Annotated in this window: 23 protein-coding genes; 17 read left to right on the top strand and 6 right to left on the bottom strand. The window is 72.1% G+C overall.

The features are described 5' to 3' along the window. Positions 1–38 precede the first annotated feature (38 nt). The 4 genes from nadC (at position 39) to AC1DZC_RS16310 (ending at position 3,055) form a co-directional block, all read left to right on the top strand. A complete protein-coding gene (gene nadC / locus AC1DZC_RS16325; RefSeq protein ID WP_477043990.1) occupies positions 39–962 on the top strand; it encodes a carboxylating nicotinate-nucleotide diphosphorylase in 924 nt (307 codons plus the stop codon). Further along, a complete protein-coding gene (gene lysS / locus AC1DZC_RS16320; protein WP_477043989.1) occupies positions 955–2,457 on the top strand; it encodes a lysine--tRNA ligase in 1,503 nt (500 codons plus the stop codon). The genes nadC and lysS overlap by 8 nt, the downstream gene beginning before the upstream one ends. A 1-nt stretch (position 2,458) precedes the next feature. Then, complete coding sequence (locus tag AC1DZC_RS16315) at positions 2,459–2,659, top strand: hypothetical protein (protein ID WP_477039701.1); 201 nt, start codon at positions 2,459–2,461, stop codon at positions 2,657–2,659. Between the two features lie 66 nt (positions 2,660–2,725). Beyond that, positions 2,726–3,055, top strand: a complete 330-nt coding sequence (locus AC1DZC_RS16310) for a histone-like nucleoid-structuring protein Lsr2 (RefSeq protein WP_477043988.1) — start codon at positions 2,726–2,728, stop codon at positions 3,053–3,055. 86 nt (positions 3,056–3,141) lie between these two features. Here the strand turns inward: AC1DZC_RS16310 and xylB are convergent, their stop codons facing one another. Together xylB and xylA are read right to left on the bottom strand one after the other, a co-directional pair. Continuing rightward, positions 3,142–4,536, bottom strand: coding sequence for a xylulokinase (xylB, locus tag AC1DZC_RS16305; protein ID WP_477043987.1), 1,395 nt, complete (start codon positions 4,534–4,536; stop codon positions 3,142–3,144). A 159-nt stretch (positions 4,537–4,695) separates the two neighbouring features. Further along, complete coding sequence (gene xylA / locus AC1DZC_RS16300; RefSeq protein ID WP_477043986.1) at positions 4,696–5,883, bottom strand: xylose isomerase; 1,188 nt, start codon at positions 5,881–5,883, stop codon at positions 4,696–4,698. Between the two features lie 68 nt (positions 5,884–5,951). Between xylA and AC1DZC_RS16295 the strand changes: the two genes are divergently transcribed. The 5 genes from AC1DZC_RS16295 (at position 5,952) to AC1DZC_RS16275 (ending at position 15,457) form a co-directional block, all read left to right on the top strand. Next, positions 5,952–7,106: an ROK family protein gene (locus AC1DZC_RS16295; RefSeq protein WP_477043985.1), complete on the top strand. Its 1,155-nt coding sequence runs from the start codon at positions 5,952–5,954 to the stop codon at positions 7,104–7,106. Between the two features lie 11 nt (positions 7,107–7,117). After that, positions 7,118–8,131, top strand: a complete 1,014-nt coding sequence (locus tag AC1DZC_RS16290; protein ID WP_477043984.1) for a lactonase family protein — start codon at positions 7,118–7,120, stop codon at positions 8,129–8,131. A 130-nt stretch (positions 8,132–8,261) separates the two neighbouring features. Continuing rightward, complete coding sequence (locus AC1DZC_RS16285) at positions 8,262–13,289, top strand: glycoside hydrolase family 3 N-terminal domain-containing protein (protein ID WP_477043983.1); 5,028 nt, start codon at positions 8,262–8,264, stop codon at positions 13,287–13,289. A gap of 79 nt (positions 13,290–13,368) precedes the next feature. After that, a complete protein-coding gene (locus AC1DZC_RS16280; RefSeq protein ID WP_477044025.1) occupies positions 13,369–14,673 on the top strand; it encodes a glycosyltransferase in 1,305 nt (434 codons plus the stop codon). Between the two features lie 43 nt (positions 14,674–14,716). Next, positions 14,717–15,457: a phosphoglyceromutase gene (locus tag AC1DZC_RS16275; RefSeq protein WP_477043982.1), complete on the top strand. Its 741-nt coding sequence runs from the start codon at positions 14,717–14,719 to the stop codon at positions 15,455–15,457. 339 nt (positions 15,458–15,796) lie between these two features. Here the strand turns inward: AC1DZC_RS16275 and phoU are convergent, their stop codons facing one another. The 3 genes from phoU to AC1DZC_RS16260 all read right to left on the bottom strand — a co-directional run bounded on the left by phoU (position 15,797) and on the right by AC1DZC_RS16260 (position 17,107). After that, positions 15,797–16,462 carry a phosphate signaling complex protein PhoU gene (gene phoU / locus AC1DZC_RS16270; RefSeq protein WP_477039709.1) on the bottom strand — a complete coding sequence of 222 codons (666 nt, stop codon included), beginning with the start codon at positions 16,460–16,462 and terminating at the stop codon, positions 15,797–15,799. A gap of 132 nt (positions 16,463–16,594) precedes the next feature. Then, positions 16,595–16,819 (bottom strand): hypothetical protein, encoded by a 225-nt coding sequence (locus AC1DZC_RS16265; protein ID WP_477039710.1) that lies wholly within the window; start codon positions 16,817–16,819, stop codon positions 16,595–16,597. A 93-nt stretch (positions 16,820–16,912) separates the two neighbouring features. Then, entirely contained in the window at positions 16,913–17,107 is a 195-nt protein-coding gene (locus AC1DZC_RS16260) for a hypothetical protein (protein ID WP_477043981.1), read from the bottom strand. Between the two features lie 12 nt (positions 17,108–17,119). Between AC1DZC_RS16260 and AC1DZC_RS16255 the strand changes: the two genes are divergently transcribed. The 8 genes from AC1DZC_RS16255 to pstB all read left to right on the top strand — a co-directional run bounded on the left by AC1DZC_RS16255 (position 17,120) and on the right by pstB (position 24,255). Continuing rightward, positions 17,120–17,521: a DUF7144 family membrane protein gene (locus tag AC1DZC_RS16255; RefSeq protein ID WP_477039711.1), complete on the top strand. Its 402-nt coding sequence runs from the start codon at positions 17,120–17,122 to the stop codon at positions 17,519–17,521. Positions 17,522–17,543: 22 nt separating this feature from the next. Continuing rightward, complete coding sequence (locus tag AC1DZC_RS16250) at positions 17,544–18,026, top strand: DUF1269 domain-containing protein (protein ID WP_477039712.1); 483 nt, start codon at positions 17,544–17,546, stop codon at positions 18,024–18,026. A 95-nt stretch (positions 18,027–18,121) separates the two neighbouring features. After that, the gene (locus AC1DZC_RS16245; RefSeq protein WP_477039713.1) at positions 18,122–19,330 is read left to right on the top strand and encodes a sensor histidine kinase; all 1,209 of its coding nucleotides are present in this window, start codon (positions 18,122–18,124) and stop codon (positions 19,328–19,330) included. Then, positions 19,327–20,058 (top strand): response regulator, encoded by a 732-nt coding sequence (locus AC1DZC_RS16240; protein WP_477039714.1) that lies wholly within the window; start codon positions 19,327–19,329, stop codon positions 20,056–20,058. The genes AC1DZC_RS16245 and AC1DZC_RS16240 overlap by 4 nt, the downstream gene beginning before the upstream one ends. A 235-nt stretch (positions 20,059–20,293) precedes the next feature. Next, positions 20,294–21,409: a phosphate ABC transporter substrate-binding protein PstS gene (locus AC1DZC_RS16235; protein ID WP_477043980.1), complete on the top strand. Its 1,116-nt coding sequence runs from the start codon at positions 20,294–20,296 to the stop codon at positions 21,407–21,409. A gap of 100 nt (positions 21,410–21,509) precedes the next feature. Continuing rightward, complete coding sequence (pstC, locus tag AC1DZC_RS16230) at positions 21,510–22,499, top strand: phosphate ABC transporter permease subunit PstC (protein ID WP_477043979.1); 990 nt, start codon at positions 21,510–21,512, stop codon at positions 22,497–22,499. A gap of 1 nt (position 22,500) precedes the next feature. Next, positions 22,501–23,451: a phosphate ABC transporter permease PstA gene (pstA, locus tag AC1DZC_RS16225; RefSeq protein ID WP_477043978.1), complete on the top strand. Its 951-nt coding sequence runs from the start codon at positions 22,501–22,503 to the stop codon at positions 23,449–23,451. Positions 23,452–23,475: 24 nt separating this feature from the next. After that, positions 23,476–24,255, top strand: coding sequence for a phosphate ABC transporter ATP-binding protein PstB (gene pstB / locus AC1DZC_RS16220; protein WP_477039717.1), 780 nt, complete (start codon positions 23,476–23,478; stop codon positions 24,253–24,255). 71 nt (positions 24,256–24,326) lie between these two features. On the opposite strand, the gene AC1DZC_RS16215 is transcribed toward pstB, so the two are convergent. Next, entirely contained in the window at positions 24,327–24,836 is a 510-nt protein-coding gene (locus AC1DZC_RS16215; RefSeq protein ID WP_477043977.1) for a hypothetical protein, read from the bottom strand. Positions 24,837–24,971 lie beyond the last annotated feature (135 nt).

The following is a 24,971-nucleotide window of genomic DNA, read 5'->3' as shown; positions in this document are numbered from 1 at the left end:
ACGCGATCGTCCAGGTCGGGAACCGCTAGCGTGCAGCCGTGAGCATCACCGGACTCGACCCGGACTGGGTCGCCCGCACCGTCGCGACCGCGCTCGACGAGGACCTCGGCCCGGCTCCCGGCCGGGACGTCACGACGCAGTCGACCATCTCGCCGGACGCGACCGGGTCGGCGGACCTCGTCACGCGCGAGGCCGGTGTCGTGGCGGGGCTGGTGCTTGTGCCGGCGGTGCTGCAGCAGGTGGCCCAGCGCCTCGGCCTGCCGACGCCGACCGTCGAGCAGCGGATCTCCGACGGCTCCCGCGTGGTGCGCGGCGACGTGCTCGCGGTCCTCGCCGGACGGCTCCAGGTGCTGCTGGTCGCGGAGCGGACCCTGCTCAACCTGGCCAGCCGCGCCTCCGGCGTCGCGTCGCACACCCGCCGCTGGGCGGACGTGCTGGAGGGCACCGGCGCCCAGGTGCTCGACACCCGCAAGACGACCCCCGGTCTGCGCGCGCTCGACAAGTACGCGGTGCGTTGCGGCGGCGGGACGAACAAGCGGATGGGCCTCTACGACGTCGCGATGGTCAAGGACAACCACGTGGTCGCGGCCGGCTCGGTGACCGCGGCGATCGACGCGATCCGGTCGCGGTACCCCGACGTCCTGGTCCAGGTCGAGGCGGACACGCTCGACCAGGCGCTGGAGGCGGTCGACGCGGGCGCGCGGTTCCTGCTGCTGGACAACATGCCGACGCCGGTCCTGCGGCAGGTCGTACAGGCGGTCCGGGCAAAGGACGCCGGCGTCGAGCTGGAGGCGACGGGCAACCTGACCCTCGACCGTGCGCGCGAGGTCGCCGAGACGGGGGTCGACTACCTGTCCGTCGGCGGGCTGACCCACTCGTCGCCGATCCTGGACCTGGCGCTGGACCTGGAACCCCTCGCCGCGACCGCACAGGACGCGCCGGTATCCTTGCCCGGTGACTGAGGCACCGACCGACGACGCCCCCGAGCAGATCCGCGTCCGGCGGGAGAAGCGCGAGCGACTCCTGGCGACGGGGCAGGAGGCCTACCCCGTCGGCGTCCCGCGCACCCACACGATCGCGCAGGTCCGTGCCGCGTACCCCGACCTCGAGGCCGGCACCGAGACGGATGACGAGGTCGGCGTTGCCGGTCGCGTGGTCTTCGTGCGCATCGGGGGCAAGCTCTGCTTCGCCACCCTGCAGGACGGCGAGGGCAACCGGCTGCAGGCGATGTTCAGCCTCGACGCGGTCGGCGAGGAGCGCCTCGCCGCGTTCAAGACGGACGTCGACCTCGGGGACCACCTGTTCGTGCACGGCCGCGTGATCTCGTCGCGACGCGGTGAGCTCTCGGTCCTGGCGGACGCCTGGCAGATCGCCGCCAAGTCGCTGCGCCCGCTGCCCAACCTGTACGAGGGCGTCGAGCTGTCCGAGGAGGCCCGCGTCCGGCAGCGCTACGTCGACCTGATCGTGCGTCCGACGGCCCGGCAGACGGCCCGCCTGCGCCCGGCGATGATCCGCTCGCTGCGCGACAACTTCCACGCGCGCGACTTCATCGAGATCGAGACGCCGATGCTGCAGACGCAGCCCGGCGGCGCCACGGCGCGCCCGTTCATCACGCACATGAATGCTTTCGACATCGATCTCTACATGAGGATCGCGCCCGAGCTGTTCCTGAAGCGTGCGGTCGTCGGTGGAATCGAGCGCGTCTTCGAGATCAACCGGAACTTCCGCAACGAGGGCGCCGACTCCACGCACTCGCCGGAATTCGCGATGCTCGAGGCGTACGAGGCCTACGGCGACTACGACACGATGGCGGAATTGACGCGCGATCTCGTGCAGCGTTCCGCGCTCGACGTTCTGGGTACGACGACGGTCGCGTTGCCCGACGGGACCGAGTACGAGCTGGGCGGCCAGTGGGCACAGCTCTCGATGTATGACTCGCTGGCCGAGTCGCTCGGCATTCCGATCACCCCCGAGACGTCGTTGGACGACCTGCTGGTTCTCGCGGAGAAGTTCGACATCGAGGCGGACCCCAAGAAGATCAATCACGGCAAGCTCGTCGAGCTGTTGTGGGAGCACCGCGTCGGCGACGATCTGTACGCGCCGACATTCGTGCGCGATTTCCCCGTGGAGACCAGCCCGTTGGTCCGTCAGCACCGGTCGGTGCCGGGTGTCGTCGAGAAGTGGGACCTCTACGTGCGGGGCGTCGAGCTGGCCACGGGCTACTCCGAGCTGGTCGACCCCGTGATCCAGCGGCAGCGGTTCGAGGCCCAGGCGCTGCTCGCGGCCGCCGGTGACGACGAGGCGATGCGCGTCGACGAGGATTTCCTCACGGCCGTCGAGTACGCGCTCCCGCCGAGCGGCGGCATCGGCCTGGGCATCGACCGACTTCTCATGGCGCTCACCGGGCTCGGCATCCGGGAGACCATCCTCTTTCCTCTCGTGAAACCTCAGGTGTGAGATGAATCCCCTGTTCACGGCCCTCGCAGCGCTGCTTCCGTCGATCGGCGTCGGCCTGCTGTTCTGGGTGGCGATCCGCGCGCTCGTCAATGCAGACCGCACGGAACGGCAGGCGTTGGCAAAAATGGATGCCGAGGAACGCATCGCCGAGGCCGCCAAGGCACGAAACATCAATGGGGAAACGCCGACCTCCAGCGTTTGACGCTCTCATGTGCCGATGCGATAGTGACCGCGTCCGCATTGTAATTTCAGCCAGACGGAGCGAACAATGGCGCAGAAGGTCCAGGTTCTCCTGGTCGACGACATCGACGGTGGAACCGCCGATGAAACCGTGACGTTCGGACTGGACGGCGTCACCTATGAGATCGACCTGACCGCCGGTCACGCGACCGAGCTGCGTGACGCGCTCGCCCAGTGGGTCGGGCACGCGCGCAAGGTCGGTGGCCGCACGGCCAGCAAGTCGGCCCCCCGCGGCCGTCGTTCGTCGTCCAGCGACGCGCAGGCGATCCGCGAGTGGGCCAAGGAGCACGGGCACCAGGTGTCCGAGCGTGGCCGCATCTCGGCCGAGGTCAAGGCCGCGTACGACGCGTCGCACTGACGCGAGCAGAGCAATGACCGGCCCCCGCCGGTCGACGACGAGCCCGGCGCCCCCGCGCCGGGCTCTCGTGCGTCAGGGGGACCGGGTCAGAGGGGCCGCGTGCCCGTGAGCTCGCGGACCGCCGCGTACTGGGACCGCACGTGCGGCTGCGGCTCGGCGCGGTGGACGGCAGCCTCGGTGGCCGCGCTCCACGCGGGCGCCTCGCCGGAGAGCACCCAGGCGGCCTGCCGGGCCGCCCCGTCGGCGACGTACTCGCCGGGCGTCGGGACGTGCACGTCGAGCCCGAGGACGGTCGGCGCGATGGCGCGCACGGCGGCGGACTGCGCACCGCCGCCCACGAGGAACAGCCGCTGCACCGGCACGCCCTGGGCGCGCAGCGCGTCGATGCCGTCGGCCAGCGCGCAGAGCATGCCCTCGACGGCCGCGCGGGCCAGGTGCGCGGGTGTCGTGTTGGCCAGCCGCATCCCGTGCAGGGCGCCGGTGGCGTCGGGCTTGTTGGGCGTGCGCTCGCCCTCGAGGTAGGGGATCAGGACGAGGCCGTCGGCGCCGGCGGGTGCGCTCAGCGCGAGCTCGGACAGGCCGTGGTGGTCGACGCCCAGCATGCGCGCGGCGGCGTCGAGGACCCGGGAGGCGTTGAGCGTGCACGCGAGCGGGAGGAAGGCGCCGGTGGCGTCGGCGAACCCGTTGACCAGTCCGGAGGCGTCGGCGGTCGGGGCGCTGGACACCGCCGAGACGACGCCCGAGGTGCCGATGGAGACGGCGACGTCGCCGGGGGCCAGGTCGAGGGCGAGGGCCGCGGCGGCGTTGTCTCCGGCGCCCGGGCCGAGCACCTGGCCGCCGAGCGCGCGGTAGCCCGCGTCGGAGGGACCGAGCACGCGGGGGAGCCGCGCGCCGTGGCCGAGGGCGAGCTCGAGCAGGTCATGCCGGTAGGACCCGCTCGAAGGGGACCAGTAGCCGGTGCCGGAGGCGTCCGACCGGTCCGTGACCAGCGTGTCCAGGCCGACGGCACCCGACAGCTGCCAGGTGATCCAGTCGTGCGGGAGCGCGACGGCCGCGACCTTGGCCGCGACGGACGGCTCGGCGTCGCGCAGCCAGCGCAGCTTGGTGACGGTCAGCGAGGCCACCGGGACGGACCCGACGGCGGACGCCCACTCGGCGGCGCCGAGCTCGTCGGTCAGGTCGGTCGCAGCGCCGGCCGAGCGCGTGTCGTTCCACAGGATGGCGTCGCGCAGGACGCTCCCGCCCGCGTCGAGGGCGACGAGACCGTGCTGCTGGCCGCCGACGGAGATCGCGGCGACGTCGTCGAGACCGCCTGCCTGCGCGAGGGCGGACTGCAGGGCGTCCCACCAGTGCCGCGGGTCGACGGACGTGCCGTCGGGGTGCGGCGCCCGGCCGCTGCGCACGAGCGCACCCGTCGATGCGTCGCGAACCACGACCTTGCAGGACTGCGTCGACGAGTCCACCCCGGCAACGAGCGTCATGACGATCCCCTCAGACAGCGACGAAGACCCAGCAACGCGGACGCTACCGGGGAGAAAGGGCCGCAACGTCCGCGCCCGTGAGGGTTCAGGGCCTCACGAGTGCGGACGTTGCGGGGGCAGGGAGGCCGTCACCTGAAGGCCCAGGTGACGGCCTCCCGGTCAGCGGGCGCCGAGGGCGTGCTCGAGCGCCAGCTGGTTGAGGCGCACGAAGCCGAAGCCGCGCGCGGCCACCGCGTCCACGTCCAGCTCCTCGTACGCGGACGTGTCGGCGAGCAGGTCGCTCAGGGTCTCGCCCTCGGCGAGCGTCGGCTGCGCGAGCTCGAAGACGCCGGACTCCTCGAGTGCCGCCTGCACCTCGGGGTCGGCGCGGAACGCCTGTGCGCGCTCCTTGAGCAGGAGGTAGGTCGACATGTTGGCCGCCGCCGAGTCCCAGACACCCTGGGCGTCCTCGGTGCGCGACGGCTTGTAGTCGAAGTGCCGGGGACCGTCGTACGTGGGGCCGCCGGACGGGAAGCCGTTCTCGATCAGGTCCACCGTGGCGAACGCGGAGAACAGGTCGCCGTGCCCGAACACCAGGTCCTGGTCGTACTTGATCGACTTCTGGCCGTTCAGGTCGATGTGGAACAGCTTGCCGGCCCACAGCGCCTGGCCGATGCCCTGCGTGTAGTTGAGGCCGGCCATCTGCTCGTGCCCGACCTCGGGGTTCAGGCCGACGATGTCGCCGTGCTCCAGCTTCGCGATGAGCGCGAGGGCGTGGCCGATCGTGGGCAGGAGGATGTCGCCGCGGGGCTCGTTGGGCTTGGGCTCCAGCGCGATGCGCAGGTCGTAGCCCTTCTCCTTGATGTAGGCGGCGACCGTGTCGATGCCCTCGGCGTACCGCTCGTGCGCGGCGTACAGGTCCTTGGCGGAGTCGTACTCGGCGCCCTCGCGGCCGCCCCACATGACGAAGGTCGACGCGCCCAGCGACGCGGCGAGGTCGACGTTGCGGACGACCTTGCGCAGGCCGTAGCGGCGCACGCGACGGTCGTTCGACGTGAACGCGCCGTCCTTGAAGATCGGGTGGCTGAAGGTGTTGGTGGTGACCATCTCGACGGTCACGCCGGTCTCGGCGAGCGCCGACCGGAAGCCGTCGAGGATCTTCTCGCGCTCGGCGTCCGACGAGCCGAACGGGACGACGTCGTCGTCGTGGAACGTCACGTGCGCGGCGCCGAGCTCGGCGAGGCGGTGCACGGACTCGACTGGGTCGAGCCACGGCCGCGAGGCGCTGCCGAACTGGTCCTGAGCGTTCCAGCCGACGGTCCAGAGGCCGAACGAGAACTTGTCCTCCGGGGTGGGCTGCAGTGCCATGTCGTGTCTCCTCATCGAGATTGGTTTACGCGATGAATTTATCCCCGAATACCGTTAAGGTCAACCCCATGGCGCGCCAGGAGCAGATGAGGGACCAGAACCTCGCCGTCGCGCTGCGCATGATCGTCGAGGCGCCCCAACCGCTCTCGCGCGCGCAGGTCGCCGCTCAGGCCGGCCTCGCGCGGGCGACCGTGACCGGCCTGGTGGACCAGCTCGTCGAGGCGGGACTGATCCGCGAGCTCGAACCGACCCAGACGCAGCGGGCCGGCCGCCCGGCGGTGCCGCTGGTGGCACAGCGGGGGACGGTGGCCGGGCTCGGCATGGAGGTGAACGTCGACTATCTCGGCGTCCTCGTGCTCGACCTGTCGGGAGACGTGCTGGCCGAGCACGTGGAGCTCGAGGACCTGCGCGACTCGGACCCGCGGACCGTGCTCGACCGCCTCCAGCAGATCGCCGACGACGCCGTCGCGACCCTCGGTGACGTCGCCGTGGCCGGCTCCGTGCTCGCCCTGCCCGGGCTCGTCGACCGGGTCACCGGACCGCTGCGGATCGCGCCGCGACTCGGCTGGCGGGACATCGACATCGTCGCGCTGCTCGGCGAGAACGGCCGCAACGGTGGGGCCCGCGCGAATCCCACGCGGCTCGCCAACGAGGCCAACCTCGCCTCGCGAGCCGAGGCGCACGCGCGCCGCGGCGGATCGTTCGTGTACGTGTCCGGCGAGGTCGGCATCGGTGGCGCGCTCGTGCTCGACGGCGAGCTCTTCCGCGGCCGGCGCGGGTGGAGCGGCGAGATCGGGCACATCCGCGTGGACGGGGTCTCGCTCGAGGAGCTCGCCGGCCAGGACGCCATGCTGCGCAACGCGGGCATCGAGCCGACGGGACGCGTCGACGCCCTCCTGGCGGCCCTCGAGGCCGGCGACCGGCGCGCGCAGGAGTCGGTCGAGCAGGCGGGCAGGGCGCTCGGCGTGGCGCTCTCGGCGGCGGTGAACGTGGTCGACGTCGACGAGGTCGTGCTCGGCGGCACCTTCGGCCGGCTGTTCGAGCACGTCCGGGAGGCGGTCCAGGAGCAGCTCGACGCCTCCGTGATCTTCGCGCCGTGGGCACCGCTCACGGTCTCGCAGGCCCGCGCCGGCGCCTACCCCGCCATGACGGGCGCCGCGCTCGCAGTGCTGGGCGGCGTGCTGGCCGACCCGGGACCGTGGCTCAGGGGTGAGCGCACGTAGGCTCGTCCCCCGTGAGCAGCCTCTGGATCGGTACCTATCCCGTCGCCGGCGCCGGCACCCCGGTCGGACTCGGGGAGGGGATCTGGCGGGTCGACCTCGTCGACGGAGCCGTGCAGGACGCCCGTCAGGTCGTCGAGACCCCGTCCCCGTCGTTCCTCGCGCTGAGCGCGGACGGGTCAGTCCTGTACGCCGCGAACGAGCAGGCGGACGGCACGATCACCGCCTTCGACGTGGTCCGTGACTCGCTCGTGCAGCGGCAGGTCGTGCCCAGCGGCGGCGCCGACCCGTGCCACCTGCTCCTCGACTCCGACGGCGGTGCCCTGCTCGTCGCCAACTACAGCAGCGGCTCGCTCGCGGTCCTGCCGCTCGACGGGACCGGCGGGTTCGCAGGCGACGTCCGCATGCTCGGGCACGTCGGCGGCGGCCCGCACCCGCAGCGCCAGGAGGGACCGCACGCGCACTTCGTCGTGCATGCGCCCGGCGGCTGGGTGCTCGTGGTGGACCTGGGGACCGACGAGATCCGGCGCTACCGTCGCGACGACGAGGGCCTGCGCGACGACGGCATCGCGGTCACGTTCGAGCCGGGTACGGGCCCGCGCCATCTCGCGTTCTCCGCCGACGGCCGGTTCGCCTATGTCGTCGGCGAGCTCGACGTGACGGTCCGCGTGCTGGCCTGGGACGCGGCCACCGGCACGGGCACGCCCGTCCAGACGGTGCCGGCCATCGAGACCCCCGTCGCCGGCGCCCTGCCGTCCCACGTCCTGCTCGACGGTCGTCGGCTCCTCGTCGGCACCCGCACGGCCGACGTGCTGGCGGAGTTCCGCACCACCGACCATGGCCTGCTCGAGCACGTCGCGGACCACGCGCTGCCGGGCAGCTGGCCCCGCCACTTCGAGGTCGTGGACGGCTGGACGGTCGTGGTCGACCAGGTCTCGAGCGACCTCGCGGTGCTGGCCGCGGACGGCTCGGTCCGCGGCTCGTGGCCGCTGCCGTCGCCCGCCTGTGTGCTTCCTGTGCGGCCGTGACCGTTCTGTGATTGTCTGACGAACAGCCGCTCGAGACGCTCGCGCGGCGGGGCGCCGACGCCCCACCCGGAGCGCCTCCCCGCGGTGCTGGCCGAGCAACGACGCCCGGCCACGTCACGAGGGAGTGACCGTGCGTCGTCAGGCCGAGCGTCCGTTCCGTCTCCCCGCCAGCCTCGCCGCGGCCGCGCTGGTGGTACCGCTCTCGCTGGTGGGCATCGCCCCGCCGGCAGCGGCGGCGCCGGGCGACCTGGCCCTGACGGGCGTGGCGACCGCCGACAGGTTCCAGTCCGACGGCGACGGCACGTTCCCGCCGTCGGCGCTCATCGACGGCGACCCCGCCACGCGGTGGGCGAGCGGCAACGGTCCCGACGAGGACGTCCCGTACACGGCGTGGGTGCAGGTCGACCTCGGCTCGGTCGCAGCGGTCGACCAGGTCGTGCTCGCGTGGGAGGCGGCGTTCGCGGCGGACTACGACGTGCAGGTCGCGACGACCGCGCCGGACGACCCGGCGTCGTGGACGACCGTGGCGACGGACCCCGCGGGCGACGGCGGCACCGACACGGTCGCCCTGGCGACGCCCGCCGACGCGCGCTACGTCCGCATCCAGATGAACCACCGGACCAGCTTCACGTGGGACCCGGCGCAGCTGCACTGGTACGGCTTCTCGCTGTTCTCCCTCGAGGTCTACGGCACGCCGTCGCAGGTCAGCGCGGTCTTCGGGAGCGCCGGCACGACCGTCCCCGCGGGTACGGCGGCCGAGGTGCCCGTGATCCTGGCGACGGCCGCCGACGTCGAGACGAGCGTGCGGGTGACGTCGACGGGCGGCACGGGTGTCGCCGGGACGGACTACACGGCCGTCGACGAGGTGGTGACCTTCGCGCCGGGCTCGACGAGCGGCAACGTGAGCGTCCCGACCGTCGACCACGGCCCGCTCGGCCAGGTGCACACGGTCGAGCTGACCCTGTCCGAGCCGACCGGCGGTCTCGCGCTCGGCGGCCGCACCACCACGGTCGTCACCATCACGCCGCACGGCGACCTGCCCGACGTCGGCGCGGTGACCCTGCTCGACGACTTCGAGTCGGGCGTGCCCGCGGGCTACACCACCTGGGGCATCAGCGCGCCGGTCACGCCGGTGCTGAGCACGGGGCCGGCCCGCACCGGCAACGGCCTCGTCGCGACCGTCGGCGGCCCGGTGAACCCCGGCGACTGGTTCGGCTTCACGCACGACATCGCGGCCAGCGACTGGTCGGCGCACGACGGCTTCACGTTCTGGTTCCTGGGCACCGGTGGCGGGGGGCTGCTGCGGTACGAGCTCAAGAGCGGCGGCCAGCTGTTCGAGCGGTCCGTGGTCGACGACTCCGCGGGCTGGCGGCAGGTCAGCGTCGCGTTCTCCCAGCTGCGGCTCAAGGGCGACCCGGCCTCCGACGCGCGCTTCGACCCGACCGCGAGCACCGGCTTCGCGGTCACGCTCACCGACCTCGGCGCGGGCGCGTGGACCTTCGACGACCTCGGCCTCTACGACCGGGTCACGACGATCGAGGACGCCGAGGGGGACGTCCCGCTCGCGGCGCCGGGGTCCACCGTCGGCATCTTCACGTGGGGCTCGTCGGCAGACCTCGTGAGCCTGGGGGTCACGACGCAGGACCGCCCGGGCCTGCCCGCCGGCAACCACGTGCTGTCCGGCAGCTACCAGATCCCGTCCGGCGGGTACGGCGGCTACAGCCAGAACCTCTCGGCCGGCCAGGACTGGAGCTCGTTCCGCGGCATCCGCCTGGCCTGGTACGCGTCGCAGAACACGCGCCCGGCCAGCCCGACGGCCGGCGACGACATCAAGGTCGAGCTCAAGGACGGCGGACCCGACGGCGAGCACTCGGAGCTGTGGGCCGCCACGTTCCAGGACAACTGGTCGTCCGACGGGAGCCGCTGGAAGATCGTCGACATCCCGTTCTCGGCCTTCGGCCTCAGCGGCTACCAGCCCGGCGACGCGGCCACGCGCAACGGCACCCTCGACCTCACGTCGGCGTGGGGCTACGCGCTGACCATGGTGCCCGGGACGGCCACCCCGGTCGGCTGGGCCGTCGACGACGTGCAGCTCTACGGCTCCGCGGTCCCTGCGCCGACGGCCACGGTCGCGGGCGGAACCGACGTCGTCCTCGTCGACCCCGGCGAGACGGCCCACGCCGCGGTGGTCCTCACGACGACCGACGGCCAGCCGCTAACGGCACCGGTGTCCGTCGCCTACGCGGGCGGCGACGGCACCGCCGAGGCGGGCACCCACTACGACGCCTTCTCGGGCACGCTCGACTTCCCGGCGGGCACGGCCTCGGGCGCGACGCAGACGATCGACGTCGTCACGCACGAGACGGCGGCCGTCGACGAGGCGCGCACCCTGTCCGTGGTCCTCACCGCCACGGGCGCGGTCGTCGGCACGCCTCCTCGCGTCGTGCTCAACGCGGTCGGCGCCACCTACCTCGACGCCTCCAGGCCGACCGCGGAGCGCGTCGACGATCTCCTCGGCCGCATGACGCTCGCCGAGAAGCTCGGTCAGATGACCCAGGCCGAGCGCCTCGGGCTGTCGTCGCCGAAGCAGGTGGCGGACCTGGCGCTGGGTTCGGTCCTCTCCGGCGGCGGATCGGTGCCGTCGCAGAACACCGCCGCCGGCTGGGCCGACATGGTCGACGGGTTCCAGCGCGAGGCGCTGTCCACGCGCCTGCAGATCCCGATCCTCTACGGCGTCGACGCGGTGCACGGGCACAACAACGTGGTCGGCGCGACGGTCTTCCCGCACAACGAGGGTCTCGGCGCCGCCCGCGACCCCGGGCTGGTGGAGCGGGTCCAGCAGGTCACCGCGCAGGAGGTCCGCGCCACGGGCGTCCAGTGGGCGTTCTCGCCGTGCCTGTGCGTGACGCGCGACGAGCGCTGGGGGCGCTCGTACGAGTCGTTCGGCGAGGACCCGGCGCTGGTGTCGGCGCTCTCGGCGGAGGCGGTCACCGGCCTCCAGGGCCACGACCCGGCAGACCTCTCCGGCCCCGACAAGGTGCTCGCCACCGCCAAGCACTGGCTCGGCGACGGCGGCACGCGCTACGAGCCGTCGCAGGCGGGGTCGGGGTACCCGATCGACCAGGGGATCACGTACGTGGCGTCCGAGGAGGAGCTGCAACGCCTCTTCGTCGACCCCTACGAACCCGCCATCGCCGCGGGCGTCGGGTCGATCATGCCGTCCTACTCGGCGATGTCGATCGGCGGCTCGGACCCGGTCCGGATGCACGAGGACGGCGCCCTGAACACGGACCTGCTCAAGGGCGACCTCGGGTTCGACGGGTTCCTCATCAGCGACTGGGAGGGCATCGACAAGCTGCCCGGCGGCACGTACGGCGAGAAGGCCGCGCGCTCGGTGAACGGGGGCCTGGACATGGCGATGGCGCCGTACAACTTCGGCACGTTCCTGTCGACGATGACCGACAACGTCGGCTCGGGCGCCGTCAGCATGGAGCGGGTCGACGACGCGGTCCGGCGGATCCTCACGCAGAAGTTCGCGCTCGGCCTGTTCGAGCAGCCGTTCGCGGACCGGTCGCTGGCCGGGGACGTGGGTTCCGACGAGCACCGCGCGGTGGCCCGTGAGGCGGCCGCCGAGTCGCAGGTGCTGCTGAAGAACGCCGACGGCGTGCTCCCGCTGGCCAGGGACGCGTCGATCTACGTCGCGGGCTCCAACGCCGACGACCTGGGCAACCAGGCGGGCGGCTGGACGGTGTCCTGGCAGGGGTCCTCGGGCGCGATCATCCCGGGCACGACGATCCTCGGCGGGCTGCGCGAGCGGGCGCCGGACGTGACCTTCTCCCAGGACGCGTCCGCCCCGATCGGCGACGCGACGGTCGGGGTCGTCGTCGTCGGCGAGACGCCCTATGCGGAGGGGCAGGGCGACGTCGGCAACAACGGCAAGAGCCTGTCGCTGAGCGCGGCGGACCGGTCGGCCATCGACACCGTCTGCGCCGCCGTGGAGTGCGTCGTCCTCGTCGTCTCGGGCCGCCCGCAGCTGGTCACCGACAAGCTCGACGCGATCGACGGGCTCGTCGCCTCCTGGCTGCCGGGCTCCGAGGGCGCGGGCGTGGCCGACGTCCTGTTCGGCGACCAGCCGTTCACGGGACGGCTCCCGGTCACGTGGCCCGCCGGCGCGGAGCAGGTCCCGATCAACGTCGGCGACGCCACCTACGCGCCGCTGTACGCGTACGGCTGGGGCCTGCGCACGGACGCGCAGCGGCCTCGCCTGGACGGGCTGACCGAGCCCGAGGCCCAGGCGGTGCTCGACGCGCCGATCTGGACGGGCGACGCGCTCGACCCGGCGAGGGCCGCCCAGGCCCTGCCGCTGCTGGCCGACGCGGCGGACGCCGTCGACGACCCGGGCCTCGTCGTCTCCCTCGCGCGTGACCTCGCCCAGCAGGCGATGGTCGCGGGCTCCGCGGTGCCCGACGCCGCCGCCCTGTCGGCGGACGCGGAGCACGCGCTGATGTCCGGGGACGGCCGTGGTGCGGTCGCGCTGCTGGCCAGGGTGCTCGGCCTCTCGGCGACGGCGCCGGTGGCATCGACCACCGCCCTGTCGCTCTCGTCGGGACTCACCGTCTTCGGCCTGCCGGTGTCCGCCAAGGTCACGGTGACCGCTCCAGGTGCCACGCCGACGGGCCAGGTCCAGGTGCTCGTCGACGGGTCCACGGTCGCCACCGGGGAGCTGACCGCCGACGGCACGGTCCGGGTGCCCCTGCCCGCGACGGTCGGGGTGGGCCGGCACACGATCACGGCCGTCTACGGGGGCGTCCCGGACGGCGACCCGCCGATCCTGGGCTCGTCGGCCACGGCCCGCACGCTCACGGTAACCAGGACGCTGCCCGCGGTGCGCACCGACGGCACGGACTGGTCGGTCGGCCGCTCCGACCCGAAGGTCGTCCACGTCCAGGTCACGGGTGTCGCGGGCGTCGAGCCGACCGGGTCGGTCACCGTCTGGGTGAACGGGATGCGCAAGGGGACGGTCGCGCTCGACCCCTCCGGCGACGCCGCCATACCCCTCGCGACCTCGACGAAGACCGCCGTGGTCGTCGTCACCTACTCCGGGGACGGCACCTACCTGCCGTGGGTCGCCTCACCCCACCTGCTCATCGTGCGGTGAGGCGCGGCTCTTTGAGCGAGAATGGAGGCCGACCCGTCCCCTGACAGGAGCCCCCGTGACCTACGCACCCCGCGTCGCCATGCTCTCGGTGCACACGTCACCGCTCGAGCAGCCGGGCACCGGGGACGCGGGCGGCATGAACGTCTACGTGCTGGAGCTGTCCCGTGCGCTGGCCGCCCGGGGCGCGCGCGTCGAGATCTTCACGCGCGCCACCTCGTCGGACCAGGCGGAGACGGTGACGCTCTCCGGGTCCGACGCCGCGGGACGCGCACTGTCGCCGGAGGAGGAGCGGGAGGTCCTGCTCGCCGACGAGGTCGAGGCCGGCGCGGTCCCGCCGATCCTGGTGCACCACGTGCCGGCCGGCCCGTTCGAGCGGCTCGACAAGAACGACCTGCCCGGTGTGCTGTGCGGGATGGCCGCGGGCGTCCTGCGCTCCGAGGCCGCGCGCCGGCCCGGCTGGTACGACGTCGTGCACTCGCACTACTGGCTGTCCGGGCAGGTGGGCGCGATCGCGGCCGACCGCTGGGAGGTCCCGCTGGTGCACACCGCGCACACGCTGGCCCGCGTGAAGAACGCGTCGCTGGCGCCCGGGGACCTGGCGGAACCGAACGTGCGCGTGATCGGCGAGGAGCAGGTGGTCGCCGACGCTGACGCGCTCGTGGCCAGCACGCCCGTCGAGGCCGAGGAGCTGGTCGAGCTCTACGGCGCCGACCCCGACCGCGTGCACGTCGTCGAGCCCGGCGTGGACCTGGACCGGTTCGTGCCCGGGGACCGGACCGAGGCCCGGCGCGCGCTCGGCCTGCCGCTCGACCGCCAGATCGTCCTCTTCGCCGGCCGCGTGCAGGCGCTGAAGGCACCGGACGTCCTGGTCAGCGCGCTCGGCGTGCTGAAGGCCACCGGCCGGCCGGTCCCGCTGCTCGTGGTGCTCGGCGGCCCCTCGGGCAGGACGTCGGCCGTCCGCGAGCTCCTCGCGCTCGCCTCGATGACCGGGGTCGCCGACGACGTGATCGTGCACCCGCCCGCCGACCGCGACGCGCTCGCCCGCTGGTACCACGCCGCCGACGTCGTGGCGATGCCGTCGCGCAGCGAGTCCTTCGGGCTGGTCGCGGCGGAGGCGCAGGCCTCGGGGATCCCGGTCGTCGCCGCCTGCGTCGGGGGGCTGCGCACGATCGTCGACCACGACGTCTCCGGTCGGCTGGTACGCGGCCACGATCCCGCGGTCTGGGCTGACGTGCTCTCCGAGGTGCTGGCGTCGGAGGCCCTGCGCGCCACGTACGCGGTGGGCGCACGCCGGGTGGCCGAGCGGTTCGGCTGGTCGACGACCGCCGACCAGATGCTCAAGGTCTACTCGGTGGCCGGCGAGATCCGGGCGTCCAGGGTCTGATAGCCCTGCCCACGCCCGAACGCTCTGGGGCAGGATGGCGAGCATGACCTACACCCTCGTGCTGCTCCGCCACGGCGAGAGCGAGTGGAATGCGAAGAACCTGTTCACCGGCTGGGTCGACGTCCCCCTCTCCGAGAAGGGGATCGAGGAGGCCAAGCGCGGAGGCACGCTGCTCACCGACGCGGGCGTGCTGCCCGACGTCGTGCACACGTCGCTCCTGCGCCGCGCCATCACGACCGCCAACCTCGCGCTCGACGCCGCCGACCGCCACTGGATCCCCGTCCGGCGCTCCTGGCGCCTGAACGAGCGGCACTACGGCGCCCTGCAGGGCAAGGACAAGAAGCAGACGCTCGACGAGTACGGCGAGGAGCAGTTCATGCTCTGGCGCCGCTCGTACGACTTCCCGCCGCCGGACATCGAGCTGGGCTCGGAGTTCTCGCAGGACAGCGACCCGCGCTACGCCGGCGAGCCGATCCCGCGCGCCGAGGCCCTCGACCAGGTGCTCAACCGCGCGCTGCCGTACTGGGAGTCGGACATCGTCCCCGACCTCAGGACCGGCAAGACGGTGCTCGTCGCGGCCCACGGAAACTCGATCCGCGCGCTGGTCAAGCACCTCGACGACGTCGACAGCGGCACGATCGCCGGGATCAACATCCCGACGGGCATCCCGCTGCTCTACACGCTCGACGAGACGACGCTCAAGCCCACCAACCCGGGCGGCACGTACCTCGACCCCGAGGCAGCGGCGGAGGCCATCAAGGCCGTCGCCAACCAGGGCCGCTGAACCCGCCGCAACGTCCGCACTCGTGGGTCCTATTGCGCCCACGAGTGCGGACGTTGCTGTTTTCCCACCACTCACGTCCGAGCAGACGTGCGCCCTGACCTGCACCTGCTCGGACGTCCGGCGCTCACCGCTCGGAAGCCACCCGCCGCGACGACCGAGAGCGGCAGCTCCTCACCGACGCGGCACGAGCAGGTGCCGCGTTCGTGAGGAGCTGCCGCTCTCGCGGCCGGCGACCGGGTCCCCCCTCGGGACCGGTGCGTCGGCCTGCCCAGCCCGGGCAGACCCGGACCGGAGCAACCGGTCGGCCCGCGCGACCCCCGCGCCGGCCGACCGGAGGTGTCAGCCGGCCGTGCGGTCGAGCTCCTGGCGGCCGACACCGGTCACCAGGTAGGTCACGCGACGAGCGACGGAGACGCCGTGGTCGCCGAACCGCTCGTAGTACCGGCCGAGCAGGGTGACGTCGATGGTCTCCTGCGTCGTCCCGGCCCACGAGCCGCCCAGCAGGGCCGCGAACGTGTCCTCGTGCAGCTCGTCGAGAAGGTCGTCGTCCTGCTCGATGCTCTCAGCGAGGAGGACCTCACGGCTGGTGAGCAGGGTCGTGGTGCGACGAGCCACGCGGACGGCGGCGTCGTGCATCTCGGCGAACGTGCCGGACAGCGCGTGCGGCACGGCGTGCCGGGGGTAGCGCCCCCGGGCGACCTGCGCGACGTGGCGAGCCAGGTCGCCCATGCGCTCGAGCGACGCGCTCATGCGCAGCGCCGAGACGACGATCCGCAGGTCGGTGGCGACCGGCTGCTGCTGCGCGAGCAGCAGGACGCACCGCTCGTCGAGGTCGCGCTCCATGGCGTCGATGTCGAGGTCGTCGGCGATGACCGTCTCCGCCAGGGCGAGGTCGGCGGTCAGGAGCGCGATCCCCGCGTTCGTGATGGCGTGCTCGACCTTGCCGCTCATCGCCGCCAGGTCCTCGCCGAGCTGGTGCAGCTCGGCGTCGAAGATGTCCCGCATGTGCTCCCTCTCGTGCTGCGAGGGCAGGTGCCCCGCGTGGGTCAGGTTGGCATCGGTAGATGAACGAAGGGTCCCACCCAGGTGAACGGACGACGGCCGTTGCATGGGAGCTCCGCACGAATCCGGCGTAGATCACGGTACGTCGTCGATGTCCGGGACCATCGCCATCTCGGTCACGGGGAGGTCGAGATCGTGCAGCAGCGCCACCAGCCCGGTCAGGGCGACCGTGTCCGGCAGGCGGCACGACAGCACCGTCTCGTCCCCGACAGGGGCGCTGACGATGTCGAAGGACCCCAGGCGGTCGCTGTGCTGGTCGACGACGGCCTGAGGCCCGGCGATGCGGATGTGGTAGAGCACGGGACCCCCACGGAGCAGGCCTCCAGCCTCCCCGAGAGGTCGATGTGCGCGGCTCGCCCCTCAGGGGTGAGATAGCCACTAGCGTCGGCTGAGTCATCCGTCGCGGGTGAGCCGGTCGAGAGCAGGGAGTGCCGTGGGCGCTTCGGCGATCGCGTCGACGACAGCCCGGCGGCTGCTCGACGAGAGCACGACCTGATGCACCACGACAACGCCGTCATCGTCGGTGTCCTGCTGCTCGTCATCGGCGCCACGCCGGTGGGCGACGGCATCACCGCCCTCTGAGAACAAGGAGCATCGCGCATGGCCCGCAACGTCACGGCCTGGGTCGGCTGGGTCTGGTTCGCCGCGTTCAGCATCCTCGCGGTCGGCCTGTTCAACCTGGTCGCCGGCTTCGCCGCCGCGCTGTCGCCGAACAACGTGCTGTCGTGGACGAACGACGGTGTCGCGGTCGTCGACGTGTCCGCGTGGGGATGGGTGCACGTGATCCTCGGGGCGCTGCTGGTCGTCGTCGGCCTGTATCTGTTCTCCGGCGCCGCCGCGGCCCGCATCGCGGCCATCGTGCTGGTCGTGCTCAACCTGGTCGCGCAGTTCGTCTCGCTGCAGACCACCCCGTTCTGGTCGCTCGTCATCATCGTCGTCGACCTGGTGATCCTCTGGGCGCTGACCGTGCACGGCGCCGAGGTCGAGAAGGCAACCCGCTAAGAGCACGACGAGAGGAACTGCGATGACCACGTTCACAGCCTGGAAGTTCGACACGGCCGACGGTGCCCAGAAGGCCGCCGAGGCGCTGCAGGGTGCCTCGAGGGACCGCCTGGTCAAGATCGTCGACCACGCCGTCATCAGCTGGCCCGACGGCGCCGCCAAGCCCGACATGCACCACTCGCACGAGGACAAGTGGCGCGGCACGGGCTGGGGGGCCTTCTGGGGCGTGCTGTTCGGCGGCCTGTTCTTCGTCCCGCTGCTCGGCGCCGCGGTCGGTGCGGCCGCGGGCGCGATCACCAAGGCGATGAGCGCCGTCGGGATCGACGAGAACCAGCTCAACACGATCCGCGAGCAGGTCACGCCCGGGACGTCGCTGCTGTGCGCCGTCACCGAGGAGGGCGACCTGGACCGGCTCGGCGAGCGGTTCCACGGGCTGCACTCGACGCTCGTCGCGACGAACCTGACCGAGGCGGAGCGCTCCGTGCTGATGGAGACCTTCGGCTGAGACGCGTGAACGCCCGGTGAACGCTCGACGGCAGGAGAGGCCGTGGGCGGGTTCGCGGCCCGATGCATGCCGGAACCCGCCCTAGGGTTGGTCCTGTGGACGGAGTGGAGGGGATGTCGCTGCTGCTCGCCGGCGGGCTCGGCCTGCTGGTGGGCGTCGTGGCGACCCTGGCGTTCCGCTGGAGCGAGCGCGCCCAGCGCGGCCCTGCGCCGGCAGGCCCAGGCCCGGAGCTCGACGAGGGCCTGGTCCGCACGCTCGCCGTGCTGCGGTCCGCCGCCGTCGTGCTCGACGACGGCGACCGCGTCGTGCGGGCGAGCGCTCCGGCCCACGCCCTCGGCATCGTGCGGGACGGCCGCATCGCGCCCGCAGCGATACGCGACATGATCGCCGCGGTCCGACGCGACGGCGTGATCCGTGACGAGGAGCTCGAGGTGCCGCGCGGCCCGGTCGGCCCAGGCACGCTGCTGGTCCAGGTGCGCGTCGCGCAGGTCAGCGCGCAGCACCTGGTCGTGCTCGCCGAGGACCTGACGCAGGCCCGCCGGCTCGAGGCGATCCGCCGCGACTTCGTCGTGAACGTCTCGCACGAGCTCAAGACGCCCGTCGGCGCGCTGTCCCTGCTCGCCGAGACGGTGCAGGACGCGGCCGACGACCCCGAGGCCGTGCGCCGGTTCGCGGGCCGCATGCAGGCCGAGGCGACCCGGCTGTCGGCGCTCGTGCACGAGATCATCGAGCTGTCGCGCCTGCAGGTGGCGGGCGCGCTGGGCCAGGCCGGGCTCGTGGACGTCGACACGGTGCTGTCCGAGGCCGTCGACCGCGCGCGCACCGCCGCCGAGGCCAAGCACGTCCGGCTCGACATCGGCGGGGTGCACGGCACCCACGTCCTGGGGCAGCACGAGCTGCTGGTCACCGCGGTCCGCAACCTGCTGGACAACGCGGTCGCGTACTCGGGCGAGGCCGCGCACGTCGGCGTCGGCGTCCGGCTCGTCGACGACCTCGTCGAGATCGCGGTCGTCGACAACGGCATCGGGATCAGCGCGGCCGAGCAGGAGCGGGTGTTCGAGCGCTTCTACCGCGTCGACCCGGCCCGCTCGCGCGACACCGGCGGCACCGGCCTGGGGCTGTCGATCGTCAAGCACGTCGCCGCGGACCACGGCGGCGACGTCACCGTCTGGTCGCAGCCCGGACGCGGTTCGACCTTCACTCTGCGCCTGCCGCAGGCCGAGGTCGCCTCCGCCGTGACACCCACCATCCCTGACCAGCCTGCCAGCCCCGAAGGAGCACCCGTGCGCAGGAGCGCCTCATGACCCGGATCCTGCTCGTCGAGGACGAGGAGTCCTACCGCGACCCGCTGGCCTACCAGCTCGAGCGCGAGGGCTTCGACGTCGTCACCGCGGCGACCGGCCCCGACGCTCTGCTGCGGTTCGACGAGCAGGGCGCCGACCTGGTCCTGCTCGACCTCATGCTCCCCGGCCTGCCGGGCACGGAGGTGTGCCGCCGGCTGCGGCTCGTCAGCGACGTCCCCGTCATCATGCTCACCGCCAAGGACGACGAGATCGACAAGGTCGTCGGCCTGGAGCTCGGTGCCGACGACTACGTCACCAAGCCCTACTCGTCGCGCGAGCTGCTCGCCCGGGTGCGCGCGGTCCTGCGTCGCCGGGAGACCGCGGTCCCGGTCGGCGCTCCCGCCGCCTCGCCGCTGCCGGACCTGGAGGACGACGAGCTGCTCGTCGCCGGGCCGGTCCGCATGGACGTCGAGCGGCACACGGTCCGCGTCCGCGGCGAGCTCGTGGCGTTCCCGCTCAAGGAGTTCGAGCTGCTCGAGATGCTGCTGCGCAACGCCGGGCGCGTGCTGACGCGCGGCCAGCTGATCGACCGCATCTGGGGCTCGGACTACGTCGGCGACACCAAGACCCTCGACGTGCACGTGAAGCGCATCCGCGCCCGCATCGAGGTCGACCCCGGCAACCCCGCCCTCGTGCTGACGGTGCGCGGACTGGGCTACAAGTTCGCGGACGACGTCGAGGACGAGTAGCGCGCCCGACCGAGAACGCCCCCGTGCAGCAGCACGGGGGCGTTCGTCGTCCCGGGCCGGAATGTGCCTGTGACCACGGACACAATCGGCCGTCGAACCGCCGATCGCAGGGCACTCGTCGGCCACCGTTCACCTGGGGTTCACCCGATCCCGTCCGGACGGTCACGTCCGCTTCCTACCGTCAGCCTCGCCGCGCACACATCGGTGCGCACATTGATCGACAGGACGGACCACAGTGAAGCTTCCCCTCCTCGGCCGCATCGGGGCGGTTGCCCTCGTCGGCACCCTCGCCCTCACGCTGTCGGCCTGCGGATCGGACAACGCCACCGACACTCCCGCTGCCTCCGGCGGCGCCTCCGAGGCCCCCGCCTCGACCCTGTCCGGCACCTTGAACGGCGGCGGTTCCAGCGCGCAGGAGAAGGCCCAGCAGGCCTGGGTCGCCGGCTTCCAGACCGCGAACCCCGACGTCACCGTCAACTACACGACCTCCGACTCGGGCGCGGGTCGCAAGGGGTTCCTCGACTCCTCGCTCGACTACGCCGGCTCGGACAGCGCGCTGAACGACGAGGAGCTCGCCTCCTCGACCGAGCGCTGCTACGGCGGCGCCGGGATCGACCTGCCCGTCTACGTGAGCCCCATCGCCGTCGCCTTCAACATCGACGGTGTCACTGAGCTCAACATGTCGGCCGACGTCGTCGCCAAGATCTTCTCCGGTGCGATCACCACCTGGGACGACCCGGCCATCACCGATCTCAACCCGGACGCGACGCTGTCCGGACCGATCACGGTCGTCCACCGCTCCGACGACTCGGGGACGTCCAAGAACTTCCAGGACTACCTGTCCAAGACCGCTCCGGACGTGTGGACCTACGAGGTCTCCAACACCTGGCCCGTCCAGGTCGGCCAGGGCGCCAACGGCACCTCGGGCGTCGTCCAGACGATCCAGGCCGCCCCCGGCACCATCGGCTACGCGGACGCGTCCGCCGTCGGCTCGCTCGGCAAGGTCTCGCTCGGTGTCGGCAGCGAGTTCAACGCCCCGACCGCCGAGGGTGCCGCGGCGACCGTCGACGCCTCGCCCCGCGCCGAGGGCAAGGCCGACGGTGACATCGTCATCAACGTCGACCGCACCACCACGGCCGCGGGCGCCTACCCGGCGATCCTGGTGTCGTACCTGGTCGTCTGCAACACGTACGACACGCAGGAGAAGGTCGACCTGATCAAGGGCTACGCGAACTACGCCGCGAGCGCCGAGGGCCAGGACCAGGCTGCTTCCGCAGCCGGCTCCGCGCCGATCTCGGACACGCTGCGCACGGACGTCCTCGCCTCGATCGACGCGATCGCGGTCAAGTAGCAGCTCCGCTCGCAACGTCCTCGTCCGGCGGCCGCCCAGCGGCCGCCGGACGGCGGCGCTCTAAGACAGGAGAGATCCGTTGGCTTCGCCCACGACAGCGATGACCCCCCCGGTCGCGCCGGTACGGACGCCGAAATCACGACGGCGGAGGAAGACCACGGACCGTGGCCTCGACCGCGGGTTCCGGTACCTGGCCGTCTGGTCGGGGATCCTCATCCTCGCCGTCCTCGCCTCGGTCGCGATCTTCCTGATCATCGAGGCGTGGCCCGCACTGAAGAACCCCGACCTGGCGTCCGAGGTCGCCTGGATCCCGCAGGGCGGCAACCTCTGGTCGGTCGTCGGGCCGCTGATCTTCGGCACGGTCCTGGCCGCCATCGTCTCGCTCGTCATCGCTGTGCCGATCGCCGTCGGGGTCGCGCTGTTCATCTCGCACTACGCACCCCGCCGGATGGCGTCGATCCTGGGATACGTGGTGGACCTGCTCGCCGCCATCCCGTCGGTCGTCTACGGCCTCTGGGGTGTGCTGGTGCTGGCGCCCAAGGTGCAGCCGGTCTGGCAGTTCCTCGTCGACTACTTCGGCTGGATCCCGCTGTTCGCCGGCGACGCCCAGGGCAACGCGTCGAACCCGCCGCGCGTGCTGATGACCACCTCGATCGTGCTCGCGGTGATGATCCTGCCGATCATCACGGCCGTGAGCCGCGAGGTCTTCCTGCAGACCCCGCGCCTGCACGAGGAGGCCGCGCTCGCGCTCGGCGCCACGCGCTGGGAGCTCGTCCGGATGGCCGTCCTGCCGTTCGGGCGCTCGGGCGTCACGTCCGCCGCGATGCTCGGCCTGGGCCGCGCGCTCGGCGAGACCATGGCGGTCCTCATGATCCTGTCGCCCGGACTGCTGTACTCGTTCAAGCTGCTCGTCGCGAGCCAGCAGCAGACGATCGCCGGGAACATCGCGGCGAGGTTCAACGACGCCAACGACATCGGGCGATCGACCCTGATCGCGACCGGCCTGGCGCTCTTCGTCATCACCCTGCTGGTCAACCTGGCAGCCCGCGCGATCATCGCGCGGAACAAGGACTTCTCGGGAGCGAACTGACGTGGCCACCGCACAGCTCACCCCCGAGGCCGCGTCGCTGCGCGAGGCCCTGACCCGCGTCGACGGCTCGCGCCGGCGCAAGGACCGGTTCATGCAGTGGCTGATCTACGGCGCGTTCGCGCTCGCGGTCATCCCGCTCATCTCGCTCGTATGGAGCGTGCTCACCAACGGCCTCGGCCGGTTCGACCTCTACTTCCTGACGCACTCGATGCGGAACGTCTACGGCGGCATGGACGCCGGCGGCGTCTACCACGCGCTGCTCGGCACGATCCTCATCACGGCGCTGACCGTGGTCATCTCGGTCCCGATCGGCATCATCACGTCGATCTACCTGGTCGAGTACGGGTCGGGCACCCTGGCCCGCGCGGTGACGTTCTTCGTCGACGTCATGACGGGCATCCCGTCGATCGTCGCCGGTCTGTTCGCCTTCGCGTTCTTCTACCTGGTGGTCGGGCCGCAGTCGATGAGCGGGCTCGTCGGCGCGGTCGCCCTGTCGGTGCTGATGATCCCCGTCGTGATCCGCTCGACCGAGGAGATGCTGCGGCTCGTCCCGAACGAGCTGCGCGAGGCGTCGTTCGCGCTCGGCGTGCCGAAGTGGCTGACGATCATCCGCGTGGTGCTCCGCACCGCGGTGGCCGGCATCACGACCGGCGTGATGATCGCGATCGCCCGCGTGATCGGAGAGACGGCCCCGCTGCTCATCACCGTGGGCGCGACCGACTCGATCAACCGCGACCCCTTCCACGGCAACATGATGACGCTGCCGGTGTACGTCTACCGGCAGTACGCGGCGGGCCTTGTGCCCTGCGCCCCCGGTGCCGAAGACTGCATCCCGACGATCAATTACGACCGGGCATGGAGCGCAGCACTCGTGCTGATCCTGTTCGTCATGCTGCTCAACCTTCTGGCGCGCGGCGTGAGCCGCTGGTTCGCGCCCAAGACCCGGGCCTGAGCCCCCACAAGGAGATCGACGACCATGGCACAGCGAATTGACGTCAAGGACCTCAACATCTACTACAGCGACTTCCTCGCCGTGGCGGGTGTCGAGATGTCCGTGGAGCCTCGCTCCGTGACCGCCTTCATCGGCCCGTCGGGCTGCGGGAAGTCCACCTTCCTGCGCACGCTCAACCGCATGCACGAGGTCATCCCGGGCGCCCACGTCCAGGGGTCCGTCGCGATGGACGGCATCGACCTCTACGGCGCCGACGTCGACCCCGTGGCGGTCCGCCGGCAGGTGGGCATGGTGTTCCAGCGCCCCAACCCGTTCCCGACGATGTCCATCGCCGACAACGTGCTCGCGGGCATCAAGCTGAACAACAAGCGCATCTCCAAGAGCGACGCCGCGGACGTGGTCGAGCGCTCGCTCAAGAGCGCCAACCTCTGGAACGAGGTCAAGGACCGTCTGAACCGGCCCGGCTCCGGCCTCTCCGGCGGGCAGCAGCAGCGTCTGTGCATCGCGCGCGCCATCGCGGTCAAGCCCCAGGTGCTGCTCATGGACGAGCCGTGCTCGGCGCTCGACCCGATCTCCACGCTCGCGATCGAGGACCTGATCTCCGAGCTGAAGAACGACTACACGATCGTCATCGTCACGCACAACATGCAGCAGGCCGCGCGCGTCTCCGACCGGACGGCGTTCTTCAACCTCAAGGCCACCGGGCAGCCCGGCCGCCTGGTCGAGATCGACGAGACGTCGACCATCTTCTCCTCGCCGCGCGAGCAGGCCACGGAGGACTACATCTCGGGCCGCTTCGGGTGACCTGACAGCGACCACGACGCACGACGAAGGGGGCCGGTCCGCCATGGACCGGCCCCCTTTCGTCGTGCGGTTCAGCTGTCGGACGGCACCGCGTCCGCGTACTCCGGCAGGGTGCCGTCGACGACGGGGACCTCGAGGTCGGCGCTGCCCGCGTCCTTCGTCGCGACGGTGACCGTCACGACCGCGCCGGGCGGCTCGGGGACCGACTCGAAGACGATCTCCTCGTCCGTGTCGGAGTTGCCGCCGGGGGCGCCGAGCAGGACGGTCTTGCCCGCGGGCACCTTGACGGTCTGATCGTCGTCACCCAGCGAGATCTTCACCGTCTGGTCGTCGCCGCCCTTGTTCTGGAGCGCGCCGAGCAGGGCGCCCGGCTTGCCCTGGGCCTCGGAGGCGATCAGGAAGTTGATCGCCTTGATGTCGCCGATGTGGCCGCCCGTGCCGTCGGAGGAGTTGTACTCCAGCTCCGTGGTCATCTGGTTCGTGGCCGAGCAGCCCGTGAGCGTCAGGGCGGCGGCCAGACCGGCGACGGCCAGGCCGGTCGCGGTGCGGAACCGGCGGGTGCGGGGGCGGGGCGAGGTCACGGTGACTCCTGGGTGGCGTCGGACTGCAGGCGGAGCAGGGTCCGCCGGGGTGAGCAGGTCTGTGGCGCAAGCGTAGCCCGGGACGAGGGCTGCGGGGCGCTGAGCCCGCGCTGTGAGTCGGCTCGACGACGAGCG

This window comes from Cellulomonas sp. P2_B4 (genome assembly GCF_056404795.1).
The sequence above is the reverse complement of the archived record's forward strand: the minus strand, read 5'-3'. Positions and strand labels throughout refer to the sequence as shown.